Origin of the sequence: uncultured Eudoraea sp. (genome assembly GCF_947490415.1) — a bacterium.
Taxonomy (GTDB): Bacteria; Bacteroidota; Bacteroidia; order Flavobacteriales; family Flavobacteriaceae; genus Eudoraea.
Genome location: NZ_CANLGX010000001.1, coordinates 855,079 through 869,960, shown reverse-complemented (window position 1 = coordinate 869,960; position 14,882 = coordinate 855,079). Strand labels below are relative to the sequence as shown.

The 14,882-nt window shown below is 36.2% G+C and carries 13 protein-coding genes; 6 read left to right on the top strand and 7 right to left on the bottom strand.

The genetic code is table 11. The annotated features are described in order from the left end of the window. Positions 1-870, bottom strand: coding sequence for a M23 family metallopeptidase (locus tag Q0874_RS03830; RefSeq protein WP_299159594.1), 870 nt, complete (start codon positions 868-870; stop codon positions 1-3). Between the two features lie 200 nt (positions 871-1,070). Here Q0874_RS03830 and tatA point away from each other — a divergent pair, with 200 nt between their 5' ends. The 4 genes from tatA (at position 1,071) to Q0874_RS03810 (ending at position 5,344) form a co-directional block, all read left to right on the top strand. Next, the gene (gene tatA, locus Q0874_RS03825; protein WP_299159592.1) at positions 1,071-1,256 is read left to right on the top strand and encodes a twin-arginine translocase TatA/TatE family subunit; all 186 of its coding nucleotides are present in this window, start codon (positions 1,071-1,073) and stop codon (positions 1,254-1,256) included. Between the two features lie 389 nt (positions 1,257-1,645). Next, positions 1,646-4,552, top strand: coding sequence for an OmpA family protein (locus tag Q0874_RS03820; RefSeq protein WP_299159590.1), 2,907 nt, complete (start codon positions 1,646-1,648; stop codon positions 4,550-4,552). A gap of 206 nt (positions 4,553-4,758) precedes the next feature. Next, the gene (locus tag Q0874_RS03815; protein WP_299159587.1) at positions 4,759-4,929 is read left to right on the top strand and encodes a DUF6747 family protein; all 171 of its coding nucleotides are present in this window, start codon (positions 4,759-4,761) and stop codon (positions 4,927-4,929) included. A gap of 244 nt (positions 4,930-5,173) precedes the next feature. Next, positions 5,174-5,344, top strand: a complete 171-nt coding sequence (locus Q0874_RS03810; protein WP_299159584.1) for a DUF6747 family protein — start codon at positions 5,174-5,176, stop codon at positions 5,342-5,344. A gap of 72 nt (positions 5,345-5,416) precedes the next feature. On the opposite strand, the gene Q0874_RS03805 is transcribed toward Q0874_RS03810, so the two are convergent. From Q0874_RS03805 to pgk, 3 genes are all read right to left on the bottom strand, one after another. Next, the gene (locus Q0874_RS03805) at positions 5,417-6,397 is read right to left on the bottom strand and encodes a DUF4837 family protein (RefSeq protein WP_299159581.1); all 981 of its coding nucleotides are present in this window, start codon (positions 6,395-6,397) and stop codon (positions 5,417-5,419) included. A gap of 10 nt (positions 6,398-6,407) precedes the next feature. After that, positions 6,408-8,042 carry a lytic transglycosylase domain-containing protein gene (locus Q0874_RS03800; protein ID WP_299159578.1) on the bottom strand — a complete coding sequence of 545 codons (1,635 nt, stop codon included), beginning with the start codon at positions 8,040-8,042 and terminating at the stop codon, positions 6,408-6,410. A 116-nt stretch (positions 8,043-8,158) separates the two neighbouring features. Then, positions 8,159-9,352, bottom strand: coding sequence for a phosphoglycerate kinase (gene pgk, locus Q0874_RS03795; RefSeq protein ID WP_299159575.1), 1,194 nt, complete (start codon positions 9,350-9,352; stop codon positions 8,159-8,161). Positions 9,353-9,459: 107 nt separating this feature from the next. Between pgk and Q0874_RS03790 the strand changes: the two genes are divergently transcribed. Together Q0874_RS03790 and Q0874_RS03785 are read left to right on the top strand one after the other, a co-directional pair. Beyond that, positions 9,460-10,620, top strand: coding sequence for an ATP-binding protein (locus tag Q0874_RS03790; protein WP_299160101.1), 1,161 nt, complete (start codon positions 9,460-9,462; stop codon positions 10,618-10,620). Between the two features lie 43 nt (positions 10,621-10,663). Continuing rightward, complete coding sequence (locus Q0874_RS03785) at positions 10,664-11,062, top strand: DoxX family protein (RefSeq protein WP_299159573.1); 399 nt, start codon at positions 10,664-10,666, stop codon at positions 11,060-11,062. 87 nt (positions 11,063-11,149) lie between these two features. On the opposite strand, the gene Q0874_RS03780 is transcribed toward Q0874_RS03785, so the two are convergent. From Q0874_RS03780 to mnmG, 3 genes are all read right to left on the bottom strand, one after another. Continuing rightward, entirely contained in the window at positions 11,150-11,656 is a 507-nt protein-coding gene (locus Q0874_RS03780) for an OmpH family outer membrane protein (protein ID WP_299159571.1), read from the bottom strand. 267 nt (positions 11,657-11,923) lie between these two features. After that, a complete protein-coding gene (locus Q0874_RS03775) occupies positions 11,924-12,763 on the bottom strand; it encodes a class I SAM-dependent methyltransferase (protein WP_299159569.1) in 840 nt (279 codons plus the stop codon). A gap of 245 nt (positions 12,764-13,008) precedes the next feature. Further along, complete coding sequence (mnmG, locus tag Q0874_RS03770; protein ID WP_299159566.1) at positions 13,009-14,877, bottom strand: tRNA uridine-5-carboxymethylaminomethyl(34) synthesis enzyme MnmG; 1,869 nt, start codon at positions 14,875-14,877, stop codon at positions 13,009-13,011. Positions 14,878-14,882: the final 5 nt, after the last annotated feature.

The window sequence follows — 14,882 nt, the reverse complement described above, 5'->3', positions numbered from 1 at the left end:
CTAGTTAAAGTCGATATAATCAGCCGGATTTACCGGATTACCATTGTTCCACAACTCAAAATGCAAATGAGGCCCAGTAGTTAATTCTCCGGTGTTTCCCACCGAGGCAATAACCTCTCCGGCCCTGACAAAGTCTCCCTGGTTCTTGTTCAATGAACCGTTGTGTTTATAGACTGAAAGTATGCCGTTTTTATGCTCCATAATTATGACATAGCCCGTTTCAGTAGTCCATTCAGAAAAAATTACGGTTCCAGCAGCAACTGCTTTTACCGGAGTATCTTTAAGGGCAACTATATCTACCGCATAGTGTTTGATTTGAGCATCATATTCCTGAGAAATTGTGCCGCTTACGGGTGAAAACAGGACAAGTCCCTCGCCTTCTTTATTATTTTCAAAAAGATTGTACTTATCTTCTAATGCCACTTCTGCTCTTAGAATGGAGTCCTCTCTGATTGGAGAAAGATCTACGGTTGAGGGGTCTATTTTAAATTGTTCAAAAAGGGAGTCTCTATTAATTTGATTGTTTTCAATATCACCTCGCAGGACCATTCGAATATTATTTAAATACTTGTTGGTATAATTTAGGACCGTGACCAGGGAGTCTGTCTTATATGTTAATTCTGTTGCCTGTCTTTTAAGCTTAGTTGAAGAGTAACCGGGTATATATTCTCTTAAAGGTGTAAAAGCAATAAGTAATGTTGTTAGCCCGATAAGTCCGATAATAAAAAGGGATCCGGTGACAAACACATTGAGTCTGCTAAGTTTAAAAGAAATCTTTTCTTCAAAAGTACTTTCGTTAAGTATCACCAGTCGATACTTATGTAGCAGCTTTCTCCGAATTTCTTTTCTCTTTTTTCCTTTTTTAGCCATAAAACACAAAGATAAACTTCGATTTGAATTAAGCAGTAAATACCTTTTAAATTTATAGTATTCAAAAATTTAACCTACTTTTAATTTACGGATAAGACCCATTTTTTGACGTTTACAATTTAAAATAGATCTTCCCGTTACTATTAACAATAATATAAGTACTTTTTTAGTACCTTTGTAATCCATTAAATTATAAAATTATGGTATCATTAATTACCTTTTTAGTAATAGGTCCCTGGCAAATAGCCGTAGTTGTGGTACTCGTGCTACTTTTATTCGGAGGCAAAAAAATACCTGAATTGATGAGAGGTTTGGGGAGTGGAATTAAAGAATTTAAAGATGCCTCTAAAGAAGACGATCAACTAGAGGAGAAGAAAGAAGAATAATTAAGAAATTTCTTAATAGATAAAAGGCGCCATCACTGGCGCCTTTTTTTATGGGATATGAAAAGATTATATCTTTATATTATACCTATCGTTTTGTTTATATACTCCCTTTTTTATTGGCCTAACAGACAATTTGAAATAACGCTTCAGGCCATTTTGTAGTACTTTCCATACAGAATATAATAGACAATCCACCTTCCTTTTTATCGATGAAATACATAAGTTGATCGTACACGACAAAAAACATCTCTTTCACAACAAAAAATAAACAAGGAGTATTAATACCTCTAATTTCGTCGTTAAAACAATCATATTGGTGAAACTCTGCCTAAACATTTAAAACAATAATACCTAAGGCCGATAATAATATTTCCCAAGCCATTGAACTAATGAATACAAAATTAATACAGCTTTTTCTTACTATACTATTTCTAACAACAATTGGGGTAAGTGCGCATTGGAGTGAATCAATAAAGGAATTGACATCTTCAGATGAAATAACTTATCATAATACAAACATTGAAGTTACCAATAATGATATTGAGGCTCCAAAACCCAATACTGATGTTGATTTTAGACGAATGGCCAGAGAATACGGCATTCCTACAAGGTTAGTCAAAGATTTTACAGTTGCACAAAATGGTTACTACATTATTGCCGGGGTATACGGAGATCGAGCGAACGCGAATAAATTTGCTCAAAAATTGAGACTTAAGCGACTAAATCCGATTATTATTACGCATCCCGTTAGTAAACTAAACTATGTTTCCCTTGCTCAGCATGAGAATTGGCAAGAAGCCATTAGCTCTTGTTCCACAGCAATGAATGGGAAATATCGGTCAGAGGTTTGGATTATGAATGTTCAGGGAAGTAAATCGGACCAAGTCAATAAGAAGACAGATATTGATCGCGACGAATTAAAAGAAAACTCACTTAAAACATCAAAAGAGTTTATTAAGGCAGCAAAGGAATACAAAATTGCGGCCAGGATAGTTCCCGGGTTCAAGGGTTTAAGGAATGGCTATTATATAGTTGCAGGTGTATTTGGGAACATTGACAATGTTAAATCTTTCCGGGAAAAGCTAAGTAAAAAAAATCTGGCTTCCAAAGTAGCAACTCACCCTGAAAGTGGTTTAAACTATGTATATATTGAAGAATCTAAGGATTGGGAAGCGGCAATAAATACCTGTAAGTCAAATCTAAATGGAAACTATAATGATAAATTGTGGATCATGAATGTCTTTGATCCAAACGAAGTGGCAGCTGCGAAAGATTTGAATACCCTGGAGAAGAATAAGAAAACTGTTTCAGAATCCTCCAATAAAGTCAATCCTGAGAATTTTAAAGAACTTACTATTTCCCGAATACTTAAAAAAAATGCCTCCATTTTTCCTAATGACAAACTGCTTCAAAAGGCAGATGCATATTTTAGTAAGATGTGGTACGCAGAAGCTGCGGAATTATACGAACAGGTACTGGAATCGAATCCCAATAATCAATCTTTTAAAATAATAGAAAAAGCCGGGGATTCACATTATTACAATACTAATATGGAAAGAGCTTATTACTGGTATGATAAGCTGTATACGAATTACCAAAATGAGATGTCTGCAGAGAATATCTTTAAATATGCCAATTCCTCAAAAGGCACCGGGAAGTACGCCAGGGCCAAGCGTTTGATGCGATTATATGATCGAGAAATGAAAAAAGGAAATACGCGTGAACTACAAGATTTATCCAGGGCAACACGCGATGAAATAATTTTAGACAATATACTTAGTGCCGAGGAAAAAATAGACCTTTTTAACTTGGCTATAAATTCTAAGTATTCAGATTTCTCTCCAATGTTCTATAATGATAACGCGTTGGTGTTTGCTTCAGCCAACGATTCATCATATTTTAATACCAGGCGGTATAAATATAACAACCAACCCTATCTTGATCTCTATGTTGCAAAAATAAATCAGGAATCACAGGAAGTTAGAGATGCTATCAAATTTTCTAAAAAGATAAATACCAAATACCATGAAGCGGCTGTGACATTTTCACCGGACAATCAAACCATGTATTTCACCCGCAATAATTACGGAAAAAAATTAAAAAGAGACAAAAACGGTAATAATAATTTGAAAATATACATGTCCAAAAAAGTAGATGGCGAATGGACAGAAGGGGAAGAACTGCCTTTTAATAGCGACGATTACTCTACCGGCCATCCCGCCCTGAGCCCGGATGGAAAACAAATGTATTTTGTGTCCGATATGCCTGGAAGTATTGGCATGACGGATATTTTTGTAGTAGATGTACTTGGTGATGGTCAATTTTCCGAGCCCAGAAATCTTGGCCCGGAAATTAACACCGAACGAAAAGAGATGTTTCCGTTTATTAGCGATAAAAAGCTTTATTTTTCTTCAGATGGACATGTTGGTATAGGGGGACTGGACATATACGAGGTGGCTTATGATAGCGAAGCGGGTTTTTTGGAAGTAAGGAACGCAGGCCAACCGGTAAATAGTAAAAAAGATGACTTCTCTTACATTGTAGATGAAGAAACTCAAAAAGGCTTTTTTGCATCAAACAGAAGGGGAGGCAAAGGGGATGACGATATTTATTCATTTCAAAGATTACTACCAGAAGAAGCAAACGAAAATGCAATAGCCGGGGTGGTAACTGAATTAGTGACAGGAGAAATAATGCCTGAAGCGTTGGTAATGCTCTTAGATGAAAATAATATTAAGCTAAAAGAAGTAGTTACCGGTGAAGATGGAAGTTTTGTGTTCGAGGATCTTGAAAGCTCTACAAAATACATCCTAAAGGCCGTTAAGGACACCTATTTTATTGATGAACAATCTGTAATTACCAAGGAAAATGAGTTAGTGCAGGCTGACATATCGATGAAAAAACTTAAGGAGCTGATTGTAATAGAAGATGGGATCAAAAAGTTAAAAATAGATATGATCTTCTTTGATTTTGACAAGTTTTATATCAGAAATGATGCTGCCAGTGAACTGGATAAACTGGTTGAGGTAATGAATGAGCATAAAACTATGGTTATTAAAATTGAATCTCACACAGATTCCAGGGGTAAAAGAGCCTATAATAAATACCTGTCAGATAAAAGGGCTAAGTCCACGCGGGAATATCTGATATCCCAGGGAATTTCTCCTGATCGCATAGAAAGCGCTATAGGATATGGAGAAGAAAGATTACTCAACGAATGTGATGGTACGGTGAGGTGTAGTTCAGCCAAACATCAACTCAACAGGCGTTCAGAGTTCATAATTGTAAAGATGTAGTTCAAATAGGAACAATTAATCGATAGTATTGTGTTTTTATATACTCGCTCGAGTTCCTAAACACGTTGATTTTCTTTAAGGAGTTTTCTTTAATCTATTGATTTTCACAACCCTATGTAGCGTTTTCACAACAAACCTACCGCCCAAAATACGTATTAAAATAAAATTTAGTTATTAATATAGTCTTAGATCCTAAAATCCAACCTATGAAACATATTTTACTTTTTAAAGAAATTTATTCTGAGGCCTTTAAAAATCTTGGCCATGTTATAGTAAAAAACTATTTCAAAGCATTTTCCTGGTTTTGTTTTGCATCTTTTATCATTGTGCTTTATGCATTTTTGTTTAGAGTAGCTACGGGATTTGCTTTCGATTAACACCAAGCAACCTAAATACCAAAGAGCGCCCTTAGCCGGGCGCTTTTTTATTTTCTATATATTCCCTAGGGTTCTCTAGTAAAGTCTGCTCTCCGTGCATTTAAACGCCTATTTCATGCCTTTCAAAGATGTCGGAAAGCATGTCTGTTCCTACGGCAAATATTTATGCTCTTCAACCGATTTATATACCATATTTAATCTATAAAATGATCTTTGTTATAGTTAACTTCAAAAAATACACTTTATGGATAAAATATTACTTTTTAAAGAGCTCTATTTAGAAGCTTTCAGAAATTGGACGAACATTTTTTTAAATAAATATTTCAAAGTATTTTCCTGGTTTTGTTTTGCTCTGCTACTCATTACCGTATATGCTTTTATATTTAGAGTAGCCACCGGTTTTGCATTTGATTAATTATCGGAGGTATAAAATATAAAAGCCCCTGAAAAATATTTTCAGGGGCTTTTTAACTACTACTATTTAAGCCTAATTAAACTGAACTGTTTTGAGAATGGCTTCTAGTTCAAACATATAATCTCTTTTGTTGGTTGCAGGAGCAAAAGTAAATCCCTCCAGGATCAATTTTCTATTATTTGCCTTGTCGTTTATAATATAGGTCAAAAAAGGACCTGCCATAGGATAATTTTGAATTTCCCATATCCCTCTGGCTTCCGCCGCTTTTTTTCCGGAAATCTCAGCCGGGAACACGTAAGGAGCAAATGCCTTCTCAGTAACCATATAGGTCGTTTTATTAGGAATATCAGGACCAGGGATATGCTTTTTGCCAATAGAATCCCTCATCTTTACAATATCTTTCACGAAAGTAGAATCATTTTCAAAACTTTCCCAGGGCATAGCGTACACAATAATATTCATAGTCCCCTTGGGAATTTCACGATCTATCCAAATAAAATTATCTTCTTCTTTCCCCACCTTATAAATTGATGGTAGCCTAAGTGAAATGTCAAATTTGGACTGTAATATTGTGTCTTTATTCAGCGAGCGCAAAAATCTTTTTTGGGCCTCTTTCATTTCTGTGCTTTTGAAAGACGCAATGATTTCATCAGCCCCGGCATCCAGATTATTAATGAGTTCTTCTTCTGTTCTCCCTTTTATTACACCAACCTTTTGAGGTGTTGCGTACAAATCGGTTTTTATATGTGCCAAATCCAGACTGTCTAAACTGACATATAAAACGGAACGTCTATGACGTGTCATCCCCGTAAATACCTGAAGGGGCATATGTTCTATAGTAAATTGGGGTTCGTTCCAGGTAAGCCCTAGTATAGGTGCCGCAAAATGCTCTCTTACTTTATCGCCCACCTTACCTTCCCAAAGTTGATTATCCATTACCACAGCCAGCGAATTGATTGCGCCAACCGAAACAGGTTTATAGGTCTTTTTATTTTTGTCGTTACAAGAAACTAATAAAAAGAGAGATAAAAATAGCGTTCCAAAGTATTTCATATAATTCATTTTAGGATGAACAATCGCACAGTTTCAATTTTGTGCCTGGCTGCAGATTGTTACCGCTAATACCGTTCCATTGTCGCAATTTTTCAATAGTAATTCCGGGATATTTTCTGGAGATAGTCCATAATGAATCGCCTTCTTTTACAGTGTGAACTTTAGAATCGCCTGAAAAACTAACTGTGGGGGTAGATTTAACAGGGGTTTTATTATTAGAAGAAACCACGGTTACCGGCTTTCTGGGATAAATGGTGAGTCGTTGACCAATTCTTAAATTATTAGTTCTAAGGCCATTCCATTGTTTAATCTGGCTAACTCCAACACCATAACGTTCGGCTATCCTGCCCAGGTAATCCCCGCTTCTAACCTTATATCGAATTCTGTCCTCAGCTGTAACCAATTGCGGCAAGGTGCTTTCTTTGCTTTTATTTTCTTTTTCTGCGAATGCGTAAATAGCTGCCTCGTTGGCTACAAATTTACCCATAGCATCTTTAGGGAGTCGCAAGGAATATTCTTTCCCTTTTATTTTAGGAATAATGTCTAGTTTATATGAAGGATTAAGAACTTTTAACTCTTCATTACTTACGCCTACCAGTTTTGAAATTTGATCAAACGTAATAAGCTTTTTAACCAGAACAGTATCCGTTTCAAAATAAGGTCGTTCAGCCTTATTTAACTTTATTCCATGTTCGTTTGCATACTCGAACAAATACATAGTCGCTAAAAATGCCGGTACGTAACCAGCAGTTTCTCTGGGAAGATTCCTTCTAATATTCCAATAATTCGTATAACCACCCGATCTTCTAATAGCTTTATTTACATTGCCGGGGCCCGAATTGTACGCCGCCAAAGCTAAATCCCAGTCCCCAAAGGTTTCATAAAGTTTAGATAAATATTTACATGCCGCTTCAGTTGATTTAATGGGGTCGCTGCGCTCATCCACATAACTACTTACATCCAAACCATACATCTTGCCTGTGCTATACATAAATTGCCAAAGACCCGTAGCACCCACTCTTGACTTTGCCCTGGGGTTTAATGCCGATTCCACGATTGCGAGATACTTTATTTCCAAAGGAATATTGTAATTGTCCAATTCCTGCTCAAACATGGGAAAATAAAACTGGCTTGCCGTAATCATGCGTTCCATAAATTCATGCTTCCGCAACAAAAAAGACTGTATTACTCTTTCCAGTGAGGGGTTATATGCAATGTTAAATGGAGTTTTCTGATTAAGTAATTCTAATCGTTCCTTTAATACATCAGTATCAATGGTGCGCTCTTTTAAAGAGTCTGTTTCCAAATTTGAGACATAATTATACATGTCATCATAGAGGCTTGCATTTTCATATAGTTCCTTCATCCATAAGCTGTCATATTCAGCAGCTTTAGAATTATCCTTAAGGCTGTAGCCTTCACTTATCGCAGTGGATTCAATTGAATTGTCCTTTTTTGTCAAGGTTTCCTTGAATACGGCATTCAGGTTAATTGGTTTTTGGATTATTTCAACCTTTTCATTCGTCGATTTATTTATTGAGGATGCGTCATCCAAAATAGGTGGTGTGTCTTGTTTTTGTGCCAGCAATGGCCCAACAAAAACAAGAAGAAAAATGTAAAGAATGATTTCTCTAATTGCAGTCATAAATCTGATATTTGGCCGAAGGGTGTAAGCGAAAATCGCATTTTTTTATGAAACATTAAAATAATGCTTCCTAAACTATTTTTAAAAAACAAAACACCCGTTAATCGATAACGGCTTTAAGCCTCTAATATTGCCGCAATTCCGGGTAGCGATTTACCTTCCAGGCTTTCCAGCATGGCGCCTCCGCCAGTAGATACATAACTTACTTTATCTTCAAACCCAAATTGTTTTACAGCTGCGACGGAATCTCCTCCTCCAACTAAGGAAAATGCCCCATTTCTCGTAGCTTCGTCAATAAAATTACCAACAGATATGGTGCCTTTTGCAAAGCTCTCCATTTCAAAAACGCCTACAGGACCATTCCACAGTATTGTTTTGGAAGCTAGTATTACTTCTTTAAAGATCTCTAAAGTCCTTGGGCCGGCATCCAATCCCTGCCAGCCATCAGGGATATTATCAACGGCTACAATTTTAGTGTTTGCATCTTTATTAAAAGCATCGGCGGCTATAACATCTACGGGAAGATGAACCTGAACTCCCAGTTCTTTCGCTTTTTTAAGTATGGAAAGTGCAAGTTCCATTTTATCATCTTCACATATTGAATTTCCTACTTTACCCCCTTGCGCTTTTATAAAAGTATAGGTCATCCCACCCCCAATAATCAAATGATTTATTTTACTCAGGATGTTTTCAATAATGGTGATTTTAGAGGAGACCTTAGCACCTCCTAGTATTGCTGTAACAGGTTTTTCTCCTGTTTTCATAACCTTATCTATAGCCTTGATTTCTTTTGCCAACAGGTATCCAAAACATTTTTTATCAGGAAAAAAACCTGCCACTATTGTCGTAGAAGCATGAGCTCTGTGGGCTGTGCCAAAAGCATCATTGACAAATATATCTCCTAAGTGTGACAATTGTTCTGCAAAGGCTGCATCTCCTTTTTCTTCTTCAGCATAAAAGCGAAGATTTTCTAACAAAAGGACTTCTCCATTTTCTAATTCTGCTACCGCTCTTTCGGCCTTTTCTCCTACGCAATCATCTACAAACTTCACCTCAACGCCGATGACTTCTGATACTTTATCACAAATATGAGATAATGATAAGGCAGAAATTCGCTCTCCCTTAGGTCTCCCAAGATGACTCATAAGAACTACGCTTCCCCCGTCTTCCAGAATTTTAATTATAGTTGGTTTGGCCGCCTCAATTCGATTGGAATCTGTTACATTAAATTCCCCATCTAACGGAACATTAAAATCTACCCGAATTAAAGCTTTTTTGTTTTTAAAATTAAAATCATCTACTGTTACCATTAGGAATAATTGTTTAGAGAATGGCAAATGTAAAGATTATTACAATTCAGTTAAAGGCGACTCCAATAATTTATTGTTAGATGATCAAATGTCCTATATTTGAAGGTATGTTATTTAAGGATATTCTGGGGCTTTCTCATATTAAAAATCATCTGTGGTCAAGTGCTGATGCAGGACGCATACCGCACGCACAATTATTTGTAGGGCCCGAGGGTTGTGGCACGCTTGTAACAGCTTTGGCTTATGCTCAATATTTGTTGTGTGAGAATTCAGGGGGTGAGAACATTCCAATGGAAGATTCATGTAATCTGAAATGTAATTCTTTATCCCATCCGGATTTACACTTTGCATTTCCCGTGTCCAATTCAGATAAAGTTAAATCTCATGCCGTTAGCGATAATTATTTGCAAGAATGGCGGCAATTCGTAAAAGAACAGCCTTATGGAAATCTTTTTGATTGGTACCAACTTATTGGTATTGAAAAAAAACAAGGACAAATTGGAGTTGACGAAGCTCATGATATTGTAAAAAAACTCTCCTTAAAATCTTATGAGGGGGGATATAAAATAATGGTTCTTTGGATGGCTGAAACAATGAATATTGCCGCTTCTAATAAACTGCTTAAATTAATTGAAGAGCCTCCTGATAAAACTGTATTCATATTTATTGCCGAGGACGAAGAACAGATCCTACAAACGATACGTTCCAGGTGTCAGGTATTACACTTTCCGCCATTATCTGAAGATGCAATTGCTGCTGCATTAATAGAAAAAGGATTAATGAGAGAAGAAGCTTTGAGGGTTGCCCATGAAGCGAACGGAAATTTTAACAAAGCTATGGATCTTATGAACAAAGATTCTGAAGAGTTAATTTTTGAAAAGTGGTTTGTGCAATGGGTTCGAAGTGCTTTTAAAGCAAAAGGTAATAAGGCAGCTATTCATGAATTAATTCTCTGGAGTGAAGAAGTTGCCAAAACCGGAAGAGAAACTCAGAAAAAATTTTTAAAATATTGTTTGGCAGTAATGAGACAGGCCATGCTATTGAATTATAATGTCAAAGAATTGGTCTATATGCGTATTCATATTGACGGCTTTCAACTTGAGAAATTTGCCCCTTTTATTCACGAAAGAAATATTGTGCCTATAGTAAAGGAATTGGAAGAAGCTATTTATCATATAGAACGCAATGGGAATTCAAAAATTATACTGACGGATTTATCCATAAGGCTAACTCGCCTTTTACATAAACGAGCTGCCAAATCAGTATAATCTATTCCAAATAATTGATTATAAAACTGTTATATAATATATTATGGAAAACATTCTGAATAATGCGGCCGCTATTTTAATCTTACTCTTCCTGATAATTACCTTTTTTCAAAGCGGGATTGACAAAATAATTGATTGGAAAGGAAATCTGGGTTGGTTGCAAGGTCATTTTATGGATACGCCATTAAAAGGACTGGTTCCATTCCTGCTGGCTACCATACTTCTTGCAGAAGTGATTGCGGCGGTTTTATGTTCTGTAGGGATATATCAACTAATCTTTATTGGAGAAGGCACCATTGCGCTTTATGGGGCAATCTTGTCGTGTATAGCATTGCTAATGTTGCTGTTTGGGCAAAGAATCGCAAAAGATTATGATGGGGCAAGAACTATTGCAATTTATTTTATTCCGGCTGTTTTCCTTGTTTTTCTACTTCAGCCTTAAATCAAAATTAATTCTCCAGATTAGCTTTCCTTTTGGTTTTAAATAAATCTTCTTGCAAGCGCTTTATAGCTAAATTAATCCTAGATATCAGTTCTTATATTTCTCGTTTAGGATTTTCAGAATGTCCTGTGTAAGATCCTTGGCGTCAGTTCCATATAGTACACTGCCACCCTCTCCACCGCTTAAGATATAAGTAAAGCCATTACTTTTTCCAAAGCCGGTAATCTCCTTTTTTACCTTATTTATCAAGCTATCCATTTCGACCTGACCTTCCGATTGCATTTGTTGTTCTTCCTGCTGTAATTGTTGGCCTATAAACTGACCCTTTTGTTGCAACAATCCATACTCTTCCTGAGCTTTAGTTTGAGGCATACTTTGCGCTTTGGTTTGAAAAGCCTGTGCTTCCAATTGAAACACCTGAGAAATACTATCTCTTTTTTTATTTAGTGCTTCTGCTTTAATTTTATATCTGGCTTCCATATCAATTTTTTCCTGATAACCATCCATCAATGTTACGTTATCAACAAAGCCAATTTTATTTTGCTCACAAGCTACTGCTGTGATTAAAAGAATTGCTAAAACTATTTTCTTCATGTGGTCCTTAAATTTTGTTCGGCAAAAATAGTAAAGGTTTTTGTAATGCTTTGAGTTTTATTCAATAATTAGCCTGGCTACTCTTAAAAAGAGAATAAGCTCTCCTTCTTTATAGACTAAATTGATAATAGATTTTGTTTATAATATTTTAAACATATCAGATGTTTTGTCTATTGTTTTTGCGTTTGCTTAACGCCTTATAATTGATAAAATTCAAGATAAATGAGGGAAACAATACTGGCTTAAATAATATACGCTTAAATCGCTTTAAAACGCTTTTTTATCCATTTTAAGAATGTAAAGAAGCGATGAATACTCTTTTGTCTTCCATGCCCATATATTTGATTTGAGCCCAACCAAAAATGCTTTTATAAAATTCCCCTTGCCGTGTTTATATTTTTCGGAAAGTAAAGAGACATAAAAGGAATCGAATATCATGGGCCTTGTTCTTATTACCTTCATTCCGTTTTTAGCAAAAAGCTTTCTAATAGATAATTGTGAGAAGTGCGAAAGATGTCTGGGAACATCATAAGCTGCCCAATATTCCTTATAATGCCCTGCATCATAAGATTGAAAATTTGGAACTGCAAGGATCAAAGTCCCATCTTTATTTAAAAGTGATGTTATTCTGTTTATCTGTAATTCCAGATCAGGCAAATGTTCAAGTACATGCCAAAGAGTGATTACCTGATAACTTTGTTTTTCCAGAAGATCGATGTTTTCTTCTAGTTTCAATCCCTTATTTAATGCCAGGTCCCTTGCCTTTTTATTTGGCTCTATTCCATATACCTCCCAGCCCTTATCTTTAGCAGATTCAAGGAAAGAACCAGTGCCTGCTCCAATATCCAATAGTGTTTTGTCTGAGGTGGAATATTTATTAATTAGGTTAATTTTTTTTCTGAGATTGTGCTTTTTAATATATTGATAGAGTTTTTCAACTAAAGTTTTTTTGGAATCTGTATGAGAAATATATGCTTCACTATTATAATAATTATCCAGGTCCTTAGGCTCCGGGTGTGTCCGTAGCATATTTAATTCCGAGTCCAATATTAATTCAAATTCTTCCCCGGAAACCGAAAAATCTTTGGTCTTTAAAAATTTCTTCATTTTCAATTAATCTCGCCTAAAATCTGTTTTTCCAATTCGAAGATAGTCTAAAACACCGTCTTGAAAAAACGAAACTCCATTAAGTCCACCTCCCGTAATACCCAAAGAATTTTTAGATTTTAAGTATGTTTTTCCCAGTATTAAATTGAGCTATACTCTTTGTTCTGGCGGCTAAATAAGAGGCAAACAATTCCGGAATACTAATCGTCTTCCCTGCTATTTGTTCCACGTGGAACAATCTTTGTCTATCTCCCCATGTACACCAGCAAAACACTTATATCGCTTGGAGAAACCCCGCTTATCCTGGAGGCCTGGGAAATTGTGGCAGGTTGTATACTTAATAGTTTTTCCCTGGCCTCAAAAGAAAGGGATTTTAACTTACTATAATCAAAGTTTTGAGGAATTTTGATATTTTCTAAGCGTTGAAGTTTATCTGCATTATTCTTTTCTTTAGCTATATATCCTGCATATTTTACCTGGATTTCAGCCTGCTCTAATACCTCTCTGTTTAAGTGATTAGTATCTACATAATTCGAAACCTTTTCCAGTTTTAACATATGAGACATTGTGACTCCGGGTCTGGAAAATACTTTGAACATTTTATCGGACTGTTTTACCGGTGCCGAAGACACATCTTCCAAAATTGGATTGATCTGTGCCGGGTTAAAGCTGGTATTTTTGAAAAATTGTATAAACTCATTAGACTTTTTTTCCTTTTCCCTCATAGCAATAAGACGGTCTTCTTTGGCCAGTCCTATTTCAAAACTTTTTGGAGTGAGCCTAAGATCTGCATTATCCTGTCTTAGCAGGGTCCGATATTCTGCCCTTGAGGTAAACATCCTGTAAGGTTCCTCTGTTCCTTTAGTAATAAGGTCATCTATTAAAACGCCAATATAAGCCTCATCCCTTTGTAAAATAAAAGGTTCGTTTTCATTAATCTTCAAATGTGCATTTATACCGGCCATTATGCCTTGAGATGCGGCTTCTTCATAACCTGTAGTGCCATTAATTTGTCCGGCAAAATAAAGATTTTGCACCAGCTTGGTCTCTAATGTATGTTTTAACTGGGTAGGTGGAAAATAATCGTACTCTATAGCATATCCGGGTCTGAAAAATTTCACACCCTCAAATCCAACTACCGATTTTAATGCTTTGTACTGTATATCTTCCGGTAGTGATGTAGAAAATCCATTTACATAAACTTCGACTGTATGCCATCCTTCAGGTTCTACAAAAATCTGATGGCTGTCTTTATCGGCAAATCGATTAATCTTATCCTCAATAGATGGACAATATCTTGGACCAATACTTTTTATTCTTCCATTAAACATTGGAGAACGGTCAAAACCTTCTTTTAATAACTCGTGCACAAGGCTATTGGTGTGGGTCATATGACAATCACGCTGTTCCTTTAAAGTATGAGATTCCAAAAATGAAAATTTTTCCGGATTTGGATCCCCCGGCTGTATAATCATTTTAGAATAATCTAAAGATCGCCCGTCTACCCTAGGTGGTGTGCCTGTTTTCATGCGACCACTCTGAAATCCAAAATCAGTCAATTGTTCTGTAATTCCGGTAGCTGATTTTTCACCTGCTCTGCCGCCTCCAAATTGTTTATCCCCAATATGTATCAGACCATTTAAAAATGTACCGTTCGTAAGCACCACTGCTCTGGATTTTATATCCACACCCAATGAAGTTCTAACACCTATCACTCTATCTCCCTCTACTAGTAATCCATTTACCATTTCCTGGTAAAAATCAACTAAAGCTGTCTTCTCTAAGGCAAGTCTCCATTCTTCAGCAAAACGCATTCGGTCATTTTGCGCCCTTGGACTCCACATAGCAGGGCCTTTAGACTTGTTCAACATCTTAAATTGAATAGCCGATTTATCCGTTATAATTCCACTATAACCACCCAGGGCATCTATTTCTCTAACTATTTGTCCTTTGGCAATTCCACCCATAGCAGGGTTACAGGACATTTGTCCAATAGTCTGCAAATTCATTGTTACTAACAATGTTTTTGAACCCATATTAGCGGCGGCAGCCGCAGCTTCAGCTCCGGCATGCCCACCTCCTACGACAATAACATCATACTCCTTTTCAAACATTATTC